General features: G+C 73.9%; 11 protein-coding genes. 10 read left to right on the top strand and 1 reads right to left on the bottom strand.

The window, feature by feature from the left end; all coding sequences use genetic code 11:
- Nucleotides 1-89: 89 nt before the first annotated feature.
- The 10 genes from pstB to ACEQ2X_RS04745 all read left to right on the top strand — a co-directional run bounded on the left by pstB (nt 90) and on the right by ACEQ2X_RS04745 (nt 16613).
- Nucleotides 90-857: a phosphate ABC transporter ATP-binding protein PstB gene (pstB, locus tag ACEQ2X_RS04790; protein ID WP_370324670.1), complete on the top strand. Its 768-nt coding sequence runs from the start codon at nt 90-92 to the stop codon at nt 855-857.
- Nucleotides 858-985: 128 nt separating this feature from the next.
- Nucleotides 986-3766, top strand: coding sequence for a cell wall-binding repeat-containing protein (locus ACEQ2X_RS04785; RefSeq protein WP_370324635.1), 2781 nt, complete (start codon nt 986-988; stop codon nt 3764-3766).
- A gap of 112 nt (nt 3767-3878) precedes the next feature.
- On the top strand, nt 3879-5354 hold the full coding sequence (locus ACEQ2X_RS04780; RefSeq protein WP_370324669.1) for a circularly permuted type 2 ATP-grasp protein: 1476 nt from the start codon (nt 3879-3881) through the stop codon (nt 5352-5354).
- A 17-nt stretch (nt 5355-5371) separates the two neighbouring features.
- Nucleotides 5372-6421, top strand: a complete 1050-nt coding sequence (locus ACEQ2X_RS04775; protein WP_370324634.1) for an alpha-E domain-containing protein — start codon at nt 5372-5374, stop codon at nt 6419-6421.
- Nucleotides 6422-6452: 31 nt separating this feature from the next.
- Nucleotides 6453-9800, top strand: a complete 3348-nt coding sequence (locus ACEQ2X_RS04770; RefSeq protein WP_370324633.1) for a DUF2126 domain-containing protein — start codon at nt 6453-6455, stop codon at nt 9798-9800.
- A 6-nt stretch (nt 9801-9806) separates the two neighbouring features.
- Nucleotides 9807-12416, top strand: a complete 2610-nt coding sequence (locus ACEQ2X_RS04765; RefSeq protein ID WP_370324632.1) for a circularly permuted type 2 ATP-grasp protein — start codon at nt 9807-9809, stop codon at nt 12414-12416.
- Nucleotides 12413-13333: a transglutaminase N-terminal domain-containing protein gene (locus ACEQ2X_RS04760; protein ID WP_370324631.1), complete on the top strand. Its 921-nt coding sequence runs from the start codon at nt 12413-12415 to the stop codon at nt 13331-13333. Before ACEQ2X_RS04765 ends, ACEQ2X_RS04760 begins: the two co-directional genes overlap by 4 nt.
- Nucleotides 13330-14595, top strand: a complete 1266-nt coding sequence (locus ACEQ2X_RS04755) for a lipase family alpha/beta hydrolase (protein WP_370324630.1) — start codon at nt 13330-13332, stop codon at nt 14593-14595. Before ACEQ2X_RS04760 ends, ACEQ2X_RS04755 begins: the two co-directional genes overlap by 4 nt.
- Nucleotides 14596-14637: 42 nt before the next feature.
- Complete coding sequence (locus ACEQ2X_RS04750; protein WP_370324629.1) at nt 14638-15819, top strand: ATP-binding cassette domain-containing protein; 1182 nt, start codon at nt 14638-14640, stop codon at nt 15817-15819.
- Nucleotides 15816-16613 (top strand): hypothetical protein, encoded by a 798-nt coding sequence (locus ACEQ2X_RS04745; protein WP_370324628.1) that lies wholly within the window; start codon nt 15816-15818, stop codon nt 16611-16613. The genes ACEQ2X_RS04750 and ACEQ2X_RS04745 overlap by 4 nt, the downstream gene beginning before the upstream one ends.
- A gap of 228 nt (nt 16614-16841) precedes the next feature.
- On the opposite strand, the gene ACEQ2X_RS04740 is transcribed toward ACEQ2X_RS04745, so the two are convergent.
- Nucleotides 16842-18641 carry a carboxyl transferase domain-containing protein gene (locus tag ACEQ2X_RS04740; protein WP_370324627.1) on the bottom strand — a complete coding sequence of 600 codons (1800 nt, stop codon included), beginning with the start codon at nt 18639-18641 and terminating at the stop codon, nt 16842-16844.
- Between the last annotated feature and the right edge of the window lie 33 nt (nt 18642-18674).

Below are 18674 nucleotides of genomic sequence, written 5' to 3'. Positions count from 1 at the left end.
TCGACGTGGAGAACGCCCTGAACCCCCAGCTCGCGGCCGCGGCCGCGGAGGGGGCGCGCCGCACCCGGCCGACGGACGGCCACAACCGGATCGACGTCACCGACCTCGACATCTACTACGGCGACTTCAAGGCCGTCGAGGGTGTCACCCTCACCATCGACCCGCGGTCGGTCACGGCGCTGATCGGCCCGTCCGGCTGTGGCAAGTCGACCTTCCTCCGGGCGCTGAACCGCATGCACGAGGTCATCCCCGGCGCCTACGTCGACGGCCACGTCGTGCTGAACGGGGAGGACCTGTACGCCCCGGGGGTCGACCCGGTGCTGGTCCGCCGCAAGATCGGGATGGTCTTCCAGCGGCCGAACCCGTTCCCGACGATGTCGATCTACGAGAACGTCCTCGCCGGCATGCGGCTCAACAACAAGAAGTTGAAGAAGGCCGCTGCCGACGACGTCGTCGAGTCGTCCCTCCGCGGCGCGAACCTGTGGAAGGAGGTCGCCGACCGGCTCGGCAAGCCGGGCTCGAGCCTGTCCGGCGGGCAGCAGCAGCGGCTCTGCATCGCCCGCGCGATCGCGCTGAAGCCCGACGTGCTGCTCATGGACGAGCCCTGCTCCGCCCTGGACCCCATCTCCACGCTGGCGATCGAGGACCTGATCAGCGACCTCAAGCAGTCCTACACGATCGTCATCGTGACCCACAACATGCAGCAGGCGTCGCGCGTGTCGGACCGGACGGGCTTCTTCAACATCGAGGGGACCGGCAAGCCCGGGAAGCTCGTCGAGATCGACGAGACGTCGGTGATCTTCTCCAACCCCGCCGAGCAGGCGACGGCCGACTACGTCACCGGCCGCTTCGGCTAACAACTCCCGAACAGCGGGCTCCGCAGACGCCCCCAGCCCACCCGGGCCGGGGGCGTTCGATCTATGCTCCCGCCGGTCGAGCAGGCACCGCACGACATGCACCGCACGTCACGCCCAGGAGGCCAGCCATGGCAGTTCGTCCACCGGTCCGGAGACGACGTGGCGCGCTCGCGCTCGCCGCGCTGGTCCTGTCGCTGCTGGTCGTGCCGGTGCTGCCGGCTGCCGCGCAGCCCGACGGCGCCAACGTGTCGATCATCAAGGACAACGAGGCGCCGTCGAACGCCGAGATCGCCGCGCGGCTCAGCGAGGAGACGCTGAGCACCTCGCAGCGGGTCGTGATCAGCCGCGACGACGACTTCGCCGACGCGCTGGCGTCCGGCATCCTGCAGGCGGACTCCCCCCTCCTGCTGGTCCCGCGCAACGGGCCCGTGCCCCCTCGCGTGCTCGGCGAGATCCAGCGCCTCGGCGCGACCGGGGCGGTCATCCTCGGCGGCACCGGCGCGGTCGCGCCCGCCGTCGCGGAGCAGCTCGCCGACGCGGGGCTCAGCGTCGAGCGCCGCCAGGGCGGCAGCCGCATCGAGACCGCCATCGACATCGCCAGGACCGAGGCGCCCGACGCCACGACGGCCATCCTGGCCCGCGCGTTCGCGGCCGACCCCGCCAACCCGACCCAGGCCTTCGCCGACGCGCTCGGCGCCGGGGCGATGTCGGCGGAGAACGGTTGGCCGATCCTGCTGTCGAGCACCGAGGCGCTGACCGCGGCCACCCGCGACTACCTGGCCGACTCGGACATCGACGAGATCCAGCTCGTCGGCGGCACCGCCGCGCTGTCCGAGGCGGTCGAGGCCGAGATCCGGGACATGGGCATCACCACCACCCGCATCGCCGGTGACAGCCGCGCCGAGACGGCCCTCGAGATCGCCAAGGCCCAGGGCGCGGACTCCGCCGCGGACATCGACCACGTCGTGCTGGTCGACGGCACCAGCCCCGACGGCTGGGCCGGCGGGTTCGCCTCCGCGGCGCGCGCCGCGGCGCTGGACGCGCCGATCGTCCTGGCCGACGGGGTCCGCCTGCCCCCGCAGACCGAGGCGTTCCTCGCCGAGGGGACCTCCTTCGCCCAGGACGGCGACCTGACGATCACCTGCGTGACCCACCCGCTGGCCTGCACCGAGGGCCGCCGTGCGCTCGGGCTCAGCGACTACCCGGTGCTGACCCTCGAGCCGCCGCGCGGCGTCCTCGTCCAACCGGGCCAGCAGGTCCGCCTGACCCTGTCGCCGGCCAGCGAGGGCGCGGACGTCGAGATCCTCACCGAAGGGACCTGCCTCGGGGAGTCCCAGCTGGTGCAGACCGACTCGAGCGGCCACGCGACGGTCACGTTCGCCTCCGAGCTGCCGCCCCTGACCTGCCTGCTGACCATCACCTACACCGGCGTCGAGGGCGACGCGTTCCTGCGCAGCACCGTCGCCTACGTCACCGAGGGGCAGCCGGCCCGGACGGCGGATCAGGCCTTCATCGCCTCCGACGTGCTCGCGTTCGGCAGCGTCGTGCCGGACCAGCCCGTCTTCGTCAACGACACCGTCACCTGCACCCCGCCCGGCGGGACGCCGACCAGCCGGAGCGCCTGGGCGATGCAGGCCCAGCACCAGCAGGACGGCGCGCCCGGCTACGACTTCGTCAACGTCGGGTCCGAGCCGCTGGTGACCTCGCCGGACGCCAGCTGCGAGATCCAGATCACGCCGCCGCCACAGGCCACCCGCGTGTTCTGGGGCCTCTACACGTTCACCGACTCGAGCCTGCGGGTGCCCCTCGCCCTCGGCACCGGCACGACCGCCCGCTTCGACCTCGCCCAGATCGCGGCCCAGACCGGCGTGGACACCCGTGACCTCTCGGTCCGCTGGGTGGTCCAGATCGACGACCCCGCACCGACGGCGCCGCAACCGCCGCCACCGGGCGTCGCCGGCGTCCTCAACAACCCCGACGGCATCCCGGTCACCTGCGGCGGGCAGGTCTTCGGGCCCGGCGTCCACCTCGTCGGACCGGACGTGCGGTGCAGCGCCGCGATCGACCACCCGGCCTTCCACGTCCTGCTGGTCCAGCCCGACCGGCCGAACGTGAGCGCCCCCTCCGTCGAGTTCACGACGCTCGCCGACACCCGGTTCACGACCGTCCGCGCGCAGCTGCTCTACGAGCCGCCGCCGGTCGGCGAGGACGGCGGCGCGTGCGACACCGCCGCGCCGCTCCAGCTCGGCGTCCAGGACGCCGGGGCGGTGACCGAGCCCGAGGAGCTGCGCTTCCACGTCATCGACCTCGACGCCGGTGAGTCCGTCAGGATCAGGGCCGACGCCGCGTTCGGCGACTTCGACCCGATCATCGCGGTCGCCGGCCCGGACGGGCGCATCCTCGCCGAGAACGACGACGAGTCGCTGCCCTCCGGCGAGCGGGCGGGCGTCGGCAGCCGCATCGACCTCACCGCCGAGGACTCCGGCACCCACTGCATCGCCGTCTCGGGCTTCGGCGGGTCGATCGGCGACTACCTGATCGCCGTCGACCCGGCCCCGGTGTTCGCCGACGAGGGGACCTTCGACGAGGAGTTCCCGGCCTTCGGCCTGACCGTCGACGGCACCGCCGGTGACGTGGTGATCATCGAGCTGCGGCGCCGCACGGAGTTCGACGGCACCGACCCGGTCCTCGACGTCTACGACCCCCAGGGGACCCTGGTGGCGACCGATGACGACGGGGGCGGGTTCCCGAACGCGCGCATCACCTACACCCTCCCCACCACCGGGGTCTACGAGGTCGTCGGCGCCACCTACGACGAGTTCACCCTCGGACCGTTCACCATCGAGGCCTCGGTCATCGAGGTCGACGGCGGTGCCAGCGCCTTCGCCGGGCTCACCCCCGCCGGCTGACCCGGCAGTCGACCTGCGATACATCACCGTCATCGACCCCGGGTAGCGTTGCGCTGCCGGCGTGCGGCGCCGGCAGCGCAGCGAGGAGGCGATGCAGCTGGCCGAGAGCGGGATGTGGACGGGCTACCGCAGCGACGGCTGCTGGGACGAGGTGGTGGGACCCGACGGGCGGGTCCGGCCCGGGTGCGACCGGGTCGTGCAGATCCTCGACGACATCGGTGACGGGCTGATCGACCGGCAGGCGTCCGCGGACGTGGCGATCAAGGCGATGGGGATCACCTTCACGGTGTACTCCGAGGGGCAGAACATCGACCGGGCCTGGCCCTTCGACATCATCCCGCGGGTCATCACGACCGACGAGTGGGCGCGGATCTCGGAGGGGTTGGTCCAGCGCCTCACCGCGCTCAACGCCTTCATCGACGACCTCTACAACGACCAGCGGATCATCCGCGAGGGCGTCGTCCCCCGCGAGGTCCTCGACAGCTCGGTGAACTACCGCCCCGAGTGCCGCGGCATCTCACCCAAGGGCGGTGTGTGGGCGCACATCAGCGGCAGCGACCTGGTCCGCGACCAGGACGGGGTCATGTACGTCCTCGAGGACAACCTCCGCGTCCCGTCCGGCGTCAGCTACATGCTCGAGAACCGCGCGGTGACCAAGCGCGTGCTGGCCGAGGCGTTCTTCGACCTCGACATCCACCCGATCGACGGGTACCCGAACGCGCTGCGCGACACGTTGGCCGACCTGTCCCCGCGACCCGTCGACGACCCGGTCATCTGCGTCCTGACCCCGGGCGTGTTCAACTCCGCCTACTTCGAGCACGCGTTCCTGGCCCAGGAGATGGGCGCCCACCTCGTCGAGGGGACGGATCTGTTCGTCGACGACGACGGGTCCGACGGGCCGGCGGTCTTCCTCCGCACCGTGGAGGGACCGGTTCGCGTCGATGTGATCTACCGGCGCATCGACGACGCGTTCATCGACCCGGAGGCGTTCCGCCCCGACTCCGTCCTCGGCGTGCCCGGCCTGCTGCGGGCCTGGCGGGCCGGCACGGTCGCGTTGGCCAACGCTCCCGGCGCGGGGGTGGCGGACGACAAGGTCGTCTACGCCTACGTGCCCGACATCATCCGCTTCTACCTCGACGCCGACCCGCTGATCCCGAACGTGCCGACCTTCCTGTGCAGCGACGAGGCCCAGCGCAGCCACGTGCTGGCCAACCTCGACGAGCTGGTCGTCAAGCCCGCCAACGAGTCAGGCGGGTACGGCCTCTTCATCGGCCCGAAGGCGACGGCGGCGGAGAAGGCGGAGGTCCGCGAGCGCATCCTCGCCGACCCCCGCAACCACATCGCCCAACCCACCCTGTCGCTGTCCACCGCGCCGACGCTGCGGGACGGGCGGATCGTGCCGCGCCACCTCGACCTGCGGCCGTTCATCCTCAGCGGGCCGAAGCCGTACGTCACCAACGGCGGCCTGACCCGCGTCGCCCTCGTCGAGGGGTCCCTCGTCGTCAACTCCTCCCAGGGCGGCGGGTCGAAGGACACCTGGATCGTCGACCCGAACGTCCACCCCATGCACCCGACCACCGACGTCTGATCCGGAGGCCACCGCCCATGCTCCTCTCCCGCCTCGCCGAGCACGTCTACTGGGCCGGCCGGTACCTCGAGCGGGCGGAGGGGACCGCCCAGATGGTCCGGGCCACGACCGAGCTGTACCTCGACCTCCCCCGATCGGTGAGCGTCGGTTGGCGCCCGCTGCTCGCGGTCACCGGCGCCGAGGGCAGCTATGAGGAGGTGGTCCGCACCGACGGCACCGGTGCGGTCGCCACCGAGGAGCACCAGATCGTCGGGTTCCTCACCACGAGGTCGGACAACCCCGGGTCGGTGCTCGCGTCGATCACCGCCGCGCGGACCAACCTCCGGGCCGTCCGCGCGCTGCTCCCCCGACGCGGCTGGGAGGTCGCCAACAGCCTGTTCCTGTGGGCGACGGAGAACGACGCCCTGGCCGTGCCGCGTCGCAGCCGCCTCGACTGGCTCGGCGAGATCGTGCAGCGCTGCCACACCGTCGCCGGCGTGCTCGACGCGACGATGAGCCACGACGACGCGTACGCCTTCCTGCAGATCGGGCGTCACCTCGAGCGCGCGGACCTCACCACGCGGGTCATCGACGTGCAGGCGGCCATCCTGCTCGACCACCGCCTCGGCGACGGCACCCTCCCCTACGCCGACGTGACCTGGATGGGCGTGCTCAAGTCGGTGTCGGCGATGCAGATGTTCCGCCGGGTCGCGCGGGCCGGCGTGTCGGGGCCGCGGGCGCTCGACTTCCTGCTGTGTGACAGCCAGTTCCCGCGGTCGGTCGAGTTCTGCCTCACCGAGCTGTCCCGCCGCCTCCTCGAGCTGCCCCACCACGACGACGCCATGGCGGCCTGCGCCGCCGCGCAGCAGACCCTGACCGAGACCGACCTGACCGGGTTGTCGGGCACCGAGCTGCACCGGTTCGTGGACGTCCTGCAGACCCGGCTCGGCGCGATCAACGCAGCGATCGCCGACACCTGGTTCGCGCCCGTGCCGGCCGCGCACGCGCGCATCGACCTCGACCAGCCCGATGCGCCGAGCCCCACGCAGTCCCAGGGGCAGCGGTCGGGTGCGGTCCACGTGTCCTGACCGCCTCGAACGCCTCCGAGGAGACGCCCCTGTGGCCATCCACGTCGCGCTGACCCACCGCACGACCTACCGCTACGACCGACCGGTCGGGCTCAGCCCGCACATCGTCAGGCTGCGGCCGGCACCGCACACCCGCACGCCGATCAGCGCCTACTCGCTGCGGGTGACGCCCGAGGAGCACTTCCTCAACTGGCAGCAGGACGCCTTCGGCAACTACCTGGCGCGGCTCGTGTTCCCGTCGCCGTCCACCGAGCTGTCCTTCACCGTCGACCTCGTCGCCGACATGACGACGATCAACCCGTTCGACTTCTTCGTGGACGAGACGGCTGAGCGCTACCCGTTCACCTACGACGAGTCGTCCCGGCGCGACCTCGGGGTCTACACCGAGACCGCGGAGCCGGGGCCCCTCCTCACCGAGTGGCTGGCCGACCGCACCCGCGACCTCGTCGAGCCGACCGGCGCGGGCCGGATGCGCACGATCGACGTGCTCGTCGAGGTCAACCGGCGCCTCAACGCCGACATCGCCTACACCACGCGGATGGAGCCGGGCGTGCAGACGCCCGAGGAGACCCTCGACAAGGCCCTCGGGTCCTGCCGCGACTCCGGCTGGCTCCTCGTCCAGATCATGCGCCACCTCGGCCTGGCCGCCCGGTTCGCCTCCGGCTACCTGGTGCAGCTGACCGCCGACGTCGCGTCCCTCGACGGGCCGAGCGGTCCGGCCGAGGACTTCACCGACCTGCACGCCTGGACCGAGGTGTACCTGCCGGGTGCCGGCTGGATCGGCATGGACCCGACGTCCGGGCTGTTCGCCGGCGAGGGCCACATCCCCCTCGCCTGCACCCCCGATCCCCGCAGCGCCGCACCGGTCGAGGGGGCGGTCGACCCCGCCGAGGTGACCTTCGAGCACGAGAACCTCGTCGCGCGCATCCACGAGGACCCCCGCGTCACCAAGCCCTACACCCCCGCGCAGTGGGACGCCGTCGTCCAGCTCGGCCGTGCGGTCGACGAGGACCTGCGCGCCGGGGACGTCCGCCTGACCCAGGGCGGCGAGCCGACGTTCGTGTCGATCGACGACATGGAATCCCCGCAGTGGACCACCGCGGCGGACGGCCAGCACAAGCGCGAGCGGGCCTGGGACCTGGCCCAGCGCCTGTTCCGCCGCTTCGCCGCGGACGGCGTGATCCACCACGGGCAGGGCAAGTGGTACCCCGGCGAGCCCCTGCCGCGGTGGCAGACCAGCCTGGCGTGGCGGGCCGACGGCGGGGTCCTGTGGCGCGACCCCTCGCTGCTGGCCGACCCGTGGCGACCGCGCTCGGGCGCGTCGTCGGCCACCCCGAAGGACGCCGAGGCGCTGGCCCGCGCCATCGCCGACTCCTTCGGCGTGCCCCAGGACAACGTCCACGCCGCCTACGAGGACGAGCTCCACCGCCTGTGGCGCGAGGCGACCCTGCCCGTCGGCCCCGCCCCGGAGGTGGACGTCGACCCGACCGACGAGCGGCTCGTGGAGCCCGACGAGCGCCGCCGCCTCCTCGCGGCCATCGACGGTCGCGACCTGGCCGCCCACGGCTTCGCGGTGCCCCTCCACCACGACGGCGACCGCTGGGCCACCGCGCGCTGGCGCTTCCGGCGGGGCCGGCTGGTGCTGATCCCCGGCGACTCGCCCATGGGGTTCCGCCTGCCGCTCCCCGGCCTGAGCTGGCGCGACGCCCGCCCCGCACCCGAGCGGTCCACCTTCGAGCAGCTGCACCGCCTGCCCGACCGCGACGCCCACGATCGCACCACCGACCTGCAGGCGATGGGGATCGCGATCGACGACGGCCCGTTCAGCGCGGTGTGCGTCGAGGAGCGCGAGGGGCGGCTGCACGTCTTCCTCCCGCCGCTCACCCACCTCGAGCACGCCCTGGACCTCCTCGGGGTCGTCGAGGACGCCGCGGCGGACCTGTCGGCTCCGGTCGTCATCGAGGGCTACGAGCTGCCCGGCGACCCGCGGCTCCGCACGCTCATGATCGCCCCCGATCCGGGCGTGATCGAGGTGAACGTCCACCCCGCGGCGGACTTCGACGAGCTGACCGCGATCGTCGAGGGCGTCTACGACGACGCCCACCACGCGCGCCTCGGCACCGAGACGTTCGACCTCGACGGCAGCCACACCGGATCCGGTGGCGGCAACCACATGACGCTCGGCGGTCCCACGCCGGCGGACTCGCCGCTGCTGCGCCGTCCCGACCTGCTGCGCAGCATCATCACCTGGTGGCAGCACCACCCCTCCCTCTCCTACCTGTTCAGCGGCAAGTTCGTCGGCCCGACGTCGCAGGCGCCCCGCGTGGACGAGGGACGCCCGGAGGTGCTCGGTGAACTCGAGACGGCCTTCGCCGAGCTGGACCGCATGGCCGAGGTGTACGACGGCGAGCCCCCGGCGTGGGTGGTCGACCGGTCCCTCCGCCACCTGCTGACCGACCTGACGGGCAACACCCACCGGGCGGAGTTCTGCATCGACAAGCTCTACAGCCCCGACTCCGAGCGCGGCCGGCTGGGGCTGGTCGAGCTGCGCGGCTTCGAGATGCCGCCGCACCCGCAGATGGCGCTCGTGCAGTCGCTCCTGGTCCGCGCGCTCGTCGCCCGGTTCTGGGCCGAGCCGTACCGGGCCCCGCTGGTGCGGTGGGGGTCGCTGCTGCACGACCGGTTCCTGCTGCCCTGGTTCGTCCGCGCCGACGCCCACGAGGTGGTCCGGGATCTGCGCGACCACGGCTACGACGTCGACCCGGCCTGGCTGGAGCCCTTCGTCGAGTTCCGGTTCCCCCGGCTCGGCACGGCGGTCGTCGACGGTGGCCACGGCGCCGTCGAGATCGAGCTCCGCAAGGCCGTCGAGCCCTGGCAGGTCCTCGGTGAGGAGGCGACGGGCAGCGGCACGGCCCGCTTCGTCGACTCCTCCGTCGAGCGCGTGCAGGTGAAGGTGGCCGGCCTGACGCCGGATCGCCACCTCCTCACCTGCAACGGCGCGCCGGTGCCCCTGACGCCGACGACCACCGACGGCGTCAGCGTCGGCGCGGTGCGCTTCAAGGCGTGGCAGCCGCCGTCGGGGATGCACCCGACGATCGGGGTCCAGTCGCCCCTGACCTTCGACGTGGTCGACCGCTGGAACCGCCGATCCCTCGGCGGGGCCCGCTACCACGTCACCCACCAGGGGGGCATGGCCTACGAGCGGCCGCCGGTCAACGCCCTCGAGGCCGACTCCCGCCGCGTCAACCGCTTCGAGTCCATCGGGCACACGCCGGGCCCGATCGACGTCGATGCGCTCGACCGGATGCGGATCGCCGAGGGCGGTGAGTACCCTCACACCCTTGACCTCCGTCGACCTCACGGCCAGCAGCCGGGCTAGCGCGCGATGACCCCCAGCCGGGCGGCGGCGGCGGAGCCGCTGCTCAGCCGGTACCGCCCCGACGGCCACGACGAGATGCTCGCCGACGACGGGACGGTGCGGGCGCCGTGGCGCCCCCTCAGCCGCGCCCTCGCCGGCATGGACCTGCGGGACGTCCGCCGCCAGCGCGCCGAGGTCGCCCGCCTCCTCGACGACGACGGGGTCACGTACCACATCCCCGGCACCGGCGAGCGGCGCCGCTGGCAGCTCGACCCCCTCCCCCTGGTCGTCGCGGCGGAGGACTGGACGGCCATCGCCTCCGGCGTCGCCCAGCGCGCGGAGCTGCTCAACCTGGTGCTGGCCGACCTCTACGGGCCGCAGCGGCTCCTCGCCGAGGGGCTGCTGCCGCCGCGGCTGGTGCTCGGCCACCCCGGGTTCCTCCGCCAGCTGCACGGCCAGCGCGTGCCCGGCGCCCACCAGCTGTTCACCTACGCCGTCGACCTGGTCCGCGACCGCGACGGCGACCCGGTCGTCCTCGGCGACCGGACCCAGGCGCCCAGCGGCGCCGCCTACGCCCTGCAGAACCGCGTGGTGACGTCGCGCGTCCTCGGCCAGCTGCACCGCACCAGCCAGGTGCAGCGGCTGGCGCCCTACTTCCGGGCCCTGCGCAAGGGCCTCGCCGAGGTCGCGCCGGCCGGCACCACCCTGCCGCGGACGGTCCTGCTGACGCCCGGCTCACGCAACGAGACCGCGTTCGAGCACGCCTTCCTGGCTGCCCGGCTCGGCCTCAGCCTGGTGGAGGGATCCGACCTGCTCGTCTCCGACGGGCGGGTGTGGCTCCGCGCCCTCGGCCACCTCGAGCCCGTCGACGTGATCCTCAGGCGCGTCGACCAGGAGTGGTGCGACCCGCTCGAGCTGCGCGGCGATTCGCTCATCGGCGTGCCAGGCCTGGTCCAGGCGGTCCGCGACGGCACGGTGACGGTCGTGAACCCCCTCGGCAGCGGGGTGCTCGAGAACCCCGCGCTCCAGGCGTTCCTCCCCGACATCGCCGTCGCCCTGCTCGGCCAGCCCCTCCGGCTGCGGGGGGTGGAGACCCGCTGGCTCGGCCGGTCCGACGCACGGCGCGAGGTCCTCGCCGACCCCTCCCGCTGGGTCCTGAAGCCCGTGGCCCGCGTCGCCGGGGCCGACAACGCGGTGATCGGCGCGCACCTGTCGGCCGCCGAACGCCGGGCGCTGGTGGCCGCCGTCACCGCCAGGCCGCACGACTGGGCGGCCCAGCAGCACCTCGATCCGGCCTCCGCGCCGACCCTCGCCCCCTCCGGCGTGGTGGCCCGCCAGACGCTGCTGCGCGCCTTCGCGGTCGCCGACGGGGAGGGCTACGCGGTGATGCCCGGCGGCCTGACCCGTGTCGCGGCGGAGGACGGCGCGCCGATCGCCAACCACCGCGGCGCGGTGTCGAAGGACACGTGGGTGCTGGCCGGCGCGCCCGAGCGGATGACCGGGTTCTGGATGGACGGCGTCGACGACGCCGTCGAGGTGCCCGCCTCCGGCATGCCGTCGCGAGCGGCCGAGAACCTGTTCTGGCTGGGCCGGTACGCCGAGCGGGCCGAGGGCGTCGCCCGACTGCTGCGCGAGATCGAGGACCGCCGCACCGAGTTCAGCGACGGACACGCACCCTCCGCCGAGCGGGCCGCCGCGGGGACCGCCTGCGTGCGGGCGCTGCTGCAGGCCCTCACCCAGGTCACCACCACGTACCCCGGGTTCGTCGGGCCGGGGGCCGACGCCCTCCTCGCCGACCCCGACGACGAGCTCGACGTCATCGCGGGGGACGACTCGCGGCCGGGCACGCTCGCCCACGCCATCGCCCGGCTGCTCGACGCGGCGGACGCCGTCCGCGACCAGCTCTCCGGCGACACCTGGCTGGTCGTCACCGACCTCGAGCGCCGCGTCCGGCTGACCGAGGAATCCGGCGGCGTCCGGCCGCCGGGCGCCCGCGGGTCCGGGATGGCCGTGGGGGACATCGCGACGATCCTCCACGGGCTCCTCGCCATCCAGGGCCTCGGGGCGGAGAACATGGTCCGCGACGCCGGCTGGTACTTCATGGACGCCGGCCGGCGCCTCGAGCGGTCCCTGCAGGTCATCGCCCTGCTGCGGGCGACCACGACGCACGTGCGGGACACCGCGGCGGACAGCCTGGTGCTCGAGTCGGTCCTCCGGGTCGCCGAATCGATCATCACCTACCGCCGCCGCTACCGCTCCCACGCCCAGATCGTCACGCTGCTCGACCTGCTGCTCATCGACCCGGACAACCCGCGGTCGCTGACCTACCAGCTCGACCTGCTCGGCCGTGACCTCCGCGAGCTGCCGGACCGACCGCCCGCGGGACGGGTGTCGGCGACCGAGCGGGCGGTCCTCGAGGCCTCCACCGCGCTGCGGGTGGCCGACACCCGGGCGCTGGTCGCTGCGGTCGACGGCGGCGTCCGCGGCGACCTCGACGAGTTCCTGGCCCACCTGCACACGTCGCTGACCCGGGCCGGGGACGACCTCGAGGCGCGGCACTTCACGCACCTGAAGCGCCAGCGCGCCATCGCGATCGCCACGGACCAGCCCGTGTGGACCCCGGCGGGGACGCCGTGACCTTCGCGATCACGCACCGCACCGCCTACGCCTACGAGGCGGAGGTGTCGGCCAGCTACGGCGAGGCGCACCTGCTGCCGCGGGACCTGCCCCACCAGCGGGTGCTCGCGCGCGCGATCACCATCGATCCCGCGCCGGACGAGCAGGTCGACCGCACCGACTGGTTCGGGAACGCGACGACCTGGTTCGCCCTGCGGGCACCGCACACCGCGCTCGAGGTGACCGCCACCAGCACCGTCGAGATCACCGGGCGGGACGGGACGTCGGACCTGCTCGCCGCGCAGCCGTGGGAGGACGTCCGCGACGCCCTCGTCGCCGCCGGGGAGGGGGACGGCGCGCCACCGGATCCCGAGCTGCTGGCCGCCGTCGAGCTGAGCCTCCCCTCCCCCCAGGCGGCGCCGACCGCCGCGGCGGCCGCGTTCGCGCTGCCGTCATTCCGGCCGGGCCGTCCGATCCTCGACGCCGTCGAGGACCTGTCCCACCGCGTCCACGCCGGGCTCGCCTTCCGCCCCGGCGCCACGGCGGTGGGGACCCCGGTCGACGACGTCCTCGCCCGCCGCGCGGGGGTGTGCCAGGACTTCGCCCACCTGACGATCGCGGCCCTGCGGTCGATGGGGCTCGCGGCCCGCTACGTCAGCGGCTACCTGGAGACCGACCCGCCGCCCGGACGACCCAAGCTGCAGGGCGCGGACGTCAGCCACGCCTGGGTCTCGGTGTACGTGCCGCAGACCGGCTGGGTCGACGTCGACCCGACCAACGACCAGTTCGTCGGCGACCGGCACATCACCACCGCCTGGGGACGCGACTACGGTGACGTCGCGCCCCTCAAGGGCGTCATCTTCACCGACGGGGACACCGAGGCGCTGACCGTCAGCGTCGACGTCCGCCGGGTGGGCGCCGACGGGAGGCACGCATGAGTAGTCAGGACGACCACGTCATCGGGCTGAGCGACCTGGCCCCCCAGATGTGGGAGGAGGTGGTCCTCCAGACCGTCCGCGACACCCACGAGGCCGTCGCCGACCGGGCCTTCGGGCTGGTGCCCGGATCGGACGTGCCGAAGGCCGTCCACGACGGCGTCGCCGACCTGGTGTACGGGGCGCTCACGATGGCGACGCGGGGCACGCGGCGCCTGGCGGGGACCCTCGCCCGTGCGACGGGCCAAGCCCGCGACCCCGACGCGCTCGAGCGGAGCGTGGCCTGGCGGACCGCGCTCGCGATCCTGAACGGCGTGCTCGGCGACCTGCTCGAGTCCCAGGGCAACCCCCTCGCCCTGGGCATGACCGTGCGGGTCGACGCCCGGGACGTCGCGGTGGAGACCGACGCGCTCCGCGAGGCCTTCCCGGATGCCCGCCCCCGCGTCGCGGTCCTCCTGCACGGGCTGGTCGAGAACGACGAGTCCTGGTCGTTCAAGGCCGCCTCCCGCGGCATCACCTACCCCGAGGTCCTCACCGACCTCGGCGTCACCCCCGTCCTGCTGCGCTACAACACCGGCCGGCACGTCTCGGCCAACGCGGCGGACCTGACGGCGCTGCTCGAGCGGCTCGTGGCCGTCTGGCCCGTCGGCGTCGACGAGCTGATCCTCATCGGGCACTCGATGGGTGCGCTCGTGATCCGCGGCGCCGGGGAGTGCGCCCGCATCGAGGGGCACCGCTGGCCCGACCGCACCCGCCACGTCGTCATGCTCGGCGCGCCGCACCTGGGTGCCCCCCTCGAGAAGGTCGCGAACGCCGGCGCGTGGCTGCTGTCGGCGATCCCGGAGTCCGCGGCGTTCGGCGCGATCCTGCGCCGGCGCAGCGCCGGCATCAAGGACCTGCGCCACGGCTACCTCACCGAGGAGGACTGGTCGGAGAAGGATGCCGACGCCTGGCGCTCGGACCCCGCCAGGGCCGTCGACCGCCTCGCGGAGGCCGGGCACCACGTCGTCGGCGCGACGCTCGGCGCCACGCAGGGCCACCCGCTGAGCCGCACGATCGGGGACCTCCTGGTCATGTGGGGCTCGGCCAGCGCACACGCCCAGGAGTGGGCGCGGGTCGCGAGCGTCCGCCACGTCGGCTCGGCGGACCACTTCGCGCTGCTCAACCACCCCGACGTCGCCGACCTGCTGACCGCGATCGTCGTCGACGGGGCCGCCGCGGAGTCCGTCGGCGACGTCGCGGAGGAGGCTGCCGACCGGGGCTGAGACGGCGTGCACAATGGCGCGCACCCGCACCGAGGAGGAGCTGTGGAGATCGCCGGGGAGCAGATCCCCACCGTCGTCGTCGTGATCGGCGTCGTGGCGCTGCTGGCGCAGGTCGCGGTCCTGATCGACTTGGCCCGCCACGACGTCAAGCAGCTGCCGAAGTGGGCGTGGGCGTTGATCGTGGTCCTGGTGAGCTTCCCGATCGGGGCGATCCTGTACGTCGTCGCAGGTCGGGTCCGGCCGGGCGAGCACCCCCAGGAGGAGCCCGGATGGGGACCGCCGACGCAGTCAGCGCCGCTCGTCGCGCCCGACCGGCCGCCGGTGACCGCCCTCGACGATCGCGACGCGGTGGTCCGCACCTCGGGGCTGCGGAAGGTCTACGGCGACCACGCCGCCCTCGACGACGTCGACCTGGTCGTCCCCCGCGGCGTGATCTACGGGCTGATCGGCCCCAACGGGGCGGGGAAGACGACGCTGCTGTCGATCCTGGCCGGCCTCCGCCGCCCGAGCGCCGGCACCATCGACCTGGCCGTACCGCGCACCGACATGGGGGTGCTGGTCGACACCCCGCTGTTCGAGCCGTGGCTCACCGCCCGCGAGGTCGTCGACCTGTCGCGGCACCTGACCGCCCCGCACCTCGGCCACGAGCACGTCGAGGCCGCCATCGCCGAGGTGCACCTCTCCGAGGCGATCGACCGCGAGGTCGGCGGGTTCTCCCGCGGGATGCTCCAACGCCTCGGCCTGGCCGCCTGCATCGTCGGCGACCCCGAGGTGCTGCTCCTCGACGAGCCGTCCTCGGCCCTCGACCCGACCGGGCGCCGCGAGGTCCTCGACCTGATCGGCCGGCTCGCCCGCACCAAGACCGTGATCCTCTCCACCCACATCCTGTCCGACGTGCAGCAGGTCGCCGACGTGGTCGGGGTGATCGACGGCGGCACCCTGCGCTTCCAGGGACCGATCGCCGACCTCCTCGCGCGCACCAGCACCGCCTACGCCCTGCACGTCCGACCGCCGGCCGACGCCGTCCTGGCCGCCCTGCGGTCCGAGGGGTGGGTCCACCAGGCCGTCGAGCAGGCGCCGGGGCGGATCCACCTGGTCGTGTCGGACGCGGTCGCCGCCGAGCGCCACATCCCGCGGATCCTCGCCGCGGAGGGGGCGGACCTGATCGCCTTCACCCCGGCCACGGACCTCGAGACCGCCTTCCTCGAGCTGGTGCGGACATGAGCGCCGCACCAGGCTCGACGGCCATCCCGCCGGCGACGCGCCGGCCGATGACGCTGTGGCGCCTCGAGGTCGCGCGAGCCGTCCGGACGCACCGCTGGCTGATCGTCGTCGGCGTGTACGCGCTGTTCGGCGTCCTCGGGCCGGTGACGGCCCGCTACATCAACGAGATCATCGCCCGGTTCGGCGGTGGGGTGCAGATCACCGCCCCGGACCCGCAACCCGCCGACGGGATCGTCCAGTTCCTGTCGAACGCGAGCCAGCTCGGCCTGCTCGCCGTCGCCGTCGTCGCGGCGGGCGCGCTCGCGGTGGACGCCCGGCCGGAGGTGTCGGCGTTCCTCCGCACGAAGGTGGACCACCCGCGGTGGCTGGTGGTCCCGCCGTACCTGGTCACCACGGCCGTCGCCGCCCTGGCCCTGGTGGTGGGGACCGTCATCGCCTGGTCGCTGTCGGTCGTGCTGCTGGGCGCCATCGACGTCGGCGCGCTCGTCGTCGGGACGCTCTACGGCATCGGCTACCACGCGTTCGCCGTGGCGGTCGTCGCCGCCGTCGCGAGCGCCGTCCGCGGGCAGGGCGCCACGATCCTGACCACGATCGGCGTGCTGCTCGCGTTCCCGATCGTCGGCGTGGTCGACGCCGTCCGGCCGTGGCTGCCCAGCGAGCTGCTGACGGCGGCCGCCGCGATGGTGGCCGGCGTGCCCGCCGGCGACTACGTCCGGGCTGTCGTCGTCACGGTCGTGGCCACCCCGCTGCTCGTGCTGCTGGCGGTCCGTCGGACGGGTCGTCGCGAGCTCTGACGGCGTCGGGTGGCCCCGAGGGGTGCGTCCACCCCTCCCCCGTGCACGCCTGCACCCCTCGCGGGCGCACGGCTCGACCACCACGGGCCGTGATCAGCCGAGCGGTCGGTGACCTGCGCAGGTCGTGCGCTCGCCGTCCCACAGATCGACCACTGCGGAGCTGTCCACCCCGGTCGATCGTGGTCGATCCGTGCGGGAGGGGAGGGGGGAGGGGGTCGGGGTGACGGGTCAGGCGGTGGTCGGTGGGGTGACGGCGGCGAGGGTCTGCAGGATCCGCTCGCGGGTGTCGGCGGGGTCGATCACGTCGTCGATCTCGGCGTACGTGGCGACGTTGAGCCCCCGGGCGCCGGCGTGGGCGGCGTCGATCAGCGCCTGCTCCCGGGCGGCCCGCTCGTCGGGGTCCTCGATGGACTCGAGCTCGCGGCGGAAGCCCAGGCGGACCGCGCCCTCGAGCCCCATCGGCCCGAGCTCGGCGGTCGGCCAGCCCACCGTCAGCGCGGGGACCTTCAGGTGCCCGCCGAGCATGGCCTGGGCGCCCAGCCCGTAGGCCTTCCGCGTGACGACCGCGATGATCGGCACGCCGAGCCGCGCGCCCGCCACGAACATGCGGGAGAAGCGCCGCACCCCGCCGTCGCGCTCGGCCTCGGGGCCGACCATGAACCCGGGCGTGTCGCACAGCACCACGACGGCCAGCCCGTAGGCGTCGCACAGCTCGAGGTGCCGGCTGACCGCGTCCGCGCCGTCTGCGTCGATCGCGCCGCCCAGGTGGCGCGGGTCGTTGGCGACGACGCCGACCGGCTGGCCGCCGATGCGCGCGAACGCCGTCACCACCCCCGGGGCGAAGCCGGGCCGGAGCTCGAGCACCGAGCCCGGGTCGGCCAGCACCTCGACGATGCGCCGCACGTCGTAGGTCCGCTTGCGGTTCTCCGGCACCGCGTCGCGGAGCGCGGTCTGGTCGTGCGGCTCCGGTGCCGCGACGGGCCCCTGGGTGTAGGACAGGTACTGCTGGGCCGCCGCGACGGCCGCCGCCTCGTCGCGGACCAGCACGTCGACCACGCCGTTGGCGACCTGGACGTCCATCGGCCCGATGTCGTCGGGGTCCACGACGCCGAGGCCACCGCCCTCGATCATCGCCGGCCCGGCCATCCCGAGCGTCGACCCCTCCGTGGCGATGATCACGTCGGCGCTGCCGGCCAGCGCGGCGTTGCCGGCGAAGCACCGGCCGTTGACGATCGCCACCGTCGGCACGCGGCCGGAGAGGCGGGCGAACAGCTCGAAGGCCTCGGCGTCGAGCCACGACGCGCCTGCGCCGTCGGTGTCGCCCGGACGCCCCCCGCCCCCCTCGGCGAACACGACCACGGGCAGCCGGTGGGTGTGGGCCAGCCGGAAGAGGCGGTCCTTCTTGTGGTGGTTCGTCAGGCCCTGCGTGCCCGCCAGGACGGTGTAGTCGTACGCGGCCACCGCGACGCGGGCGCGTGCCGGGCCGACCAGGTCGGCGTTGACCGTGCCGGTCCCGGTGATCAACCCGTCGGCCGGTGTGCGGGCGAGCAGCTCATCGAGGCCGCGGCGACCGCGCTGGGCGGCGATGCCCAGGCCGCCGTACTCGCTGAAGCTGCCCTCGTCGAGCAGGTCGGCGACGTTCTCCCGAGCCGTCCGCATGCCCCGGTCGTGCCGACTGGCCACCGCCTCGGGCCGGGCGTCGTCCGCCAGCAACCCGCGACGTCGGCGCACCTCGGCGAGATCGGTGCGGACCCCGGTCGCGCCATCGCCGGCCGGGGCCGCTGGACGGTCGGCGGCCGGCGCCTCGGCCGGGCCGATCAGCGCCAGCCGCTGCCCCGCTGCGACCCCGTCGCCGACCACGACGTCGACGGCAGCCACGACCCCTCCCACCGGTGCGGTGACCGGCTGCTCCATCTTCATGATCTCGAGGTACACCAGCACGTCGCCCTCGGCGACCGCGGTCCCCGGCGGTGCGACGACGTGGGCGACGGTGGCGGCGAACGGGGCGGTGACGGCGGTCTGGCTCACGGCCGCCGAGGATAGGTCCCGGCGGCCCGACCG

This window comes from Euzebya sp. (genome assembly GCF_964222135.1).
Classification (GTDB): domain Bacteria; phylum Actinomycetota; class Nitriliruptoria; order Euzebyales; family Euzebyaceae; genus Euzebya.
Note: the sequence above shows the minus strand (reverse complement) of the source record. Positions and strands in the feature narration are given on the sequence as shown.

Coding starts and splice junctions, on each gene's coding strand:
- ACEQ2X_RS04785 (WP_370324635.1), top strand. CDS start 986: ATGGCAGTTCGTCCACCGGTCCGGAGACGACGTGGCGCGCTCGCGCTC.
- ACEQ2X_RS04780 (WP_370324669.1), top strand. CDS start 3,879: ATGTGGACGGGCTACCGCAGCGACGGCTGCTGGGACGAGGTGGTGGGA.
- ACEQ2X_RS04775 (WP_370324634.1), top strand. CDS start 5,372: ATGCTCCTCTCCCGCCTCGCCGAGCACGTCTACTGGGCCGGCCGGTAC.
- ACEQ2X_RS04765 (WP_370324632.1), top strand. CDS start 9,807: ATGACCCCCAGCCGGGCGGCGGCGGCGGAGCCGCTGCTCAGCCGGTAC.
- ACEQ2X_RS04755 (WP_370324630.1), top strand. CDS start 13,330: ATGAGTAGTCAGGACGACCACGTCATCGGGCTGAGCGACCTGGCCCCC.
- ACEQ2X_RS04745 (WP_370324628.1), top strand. CDS start 15,816: ATGAGCGCCGCACCAGGCTCGACGGCCATCCCGCCGGCGACGCGCCGG.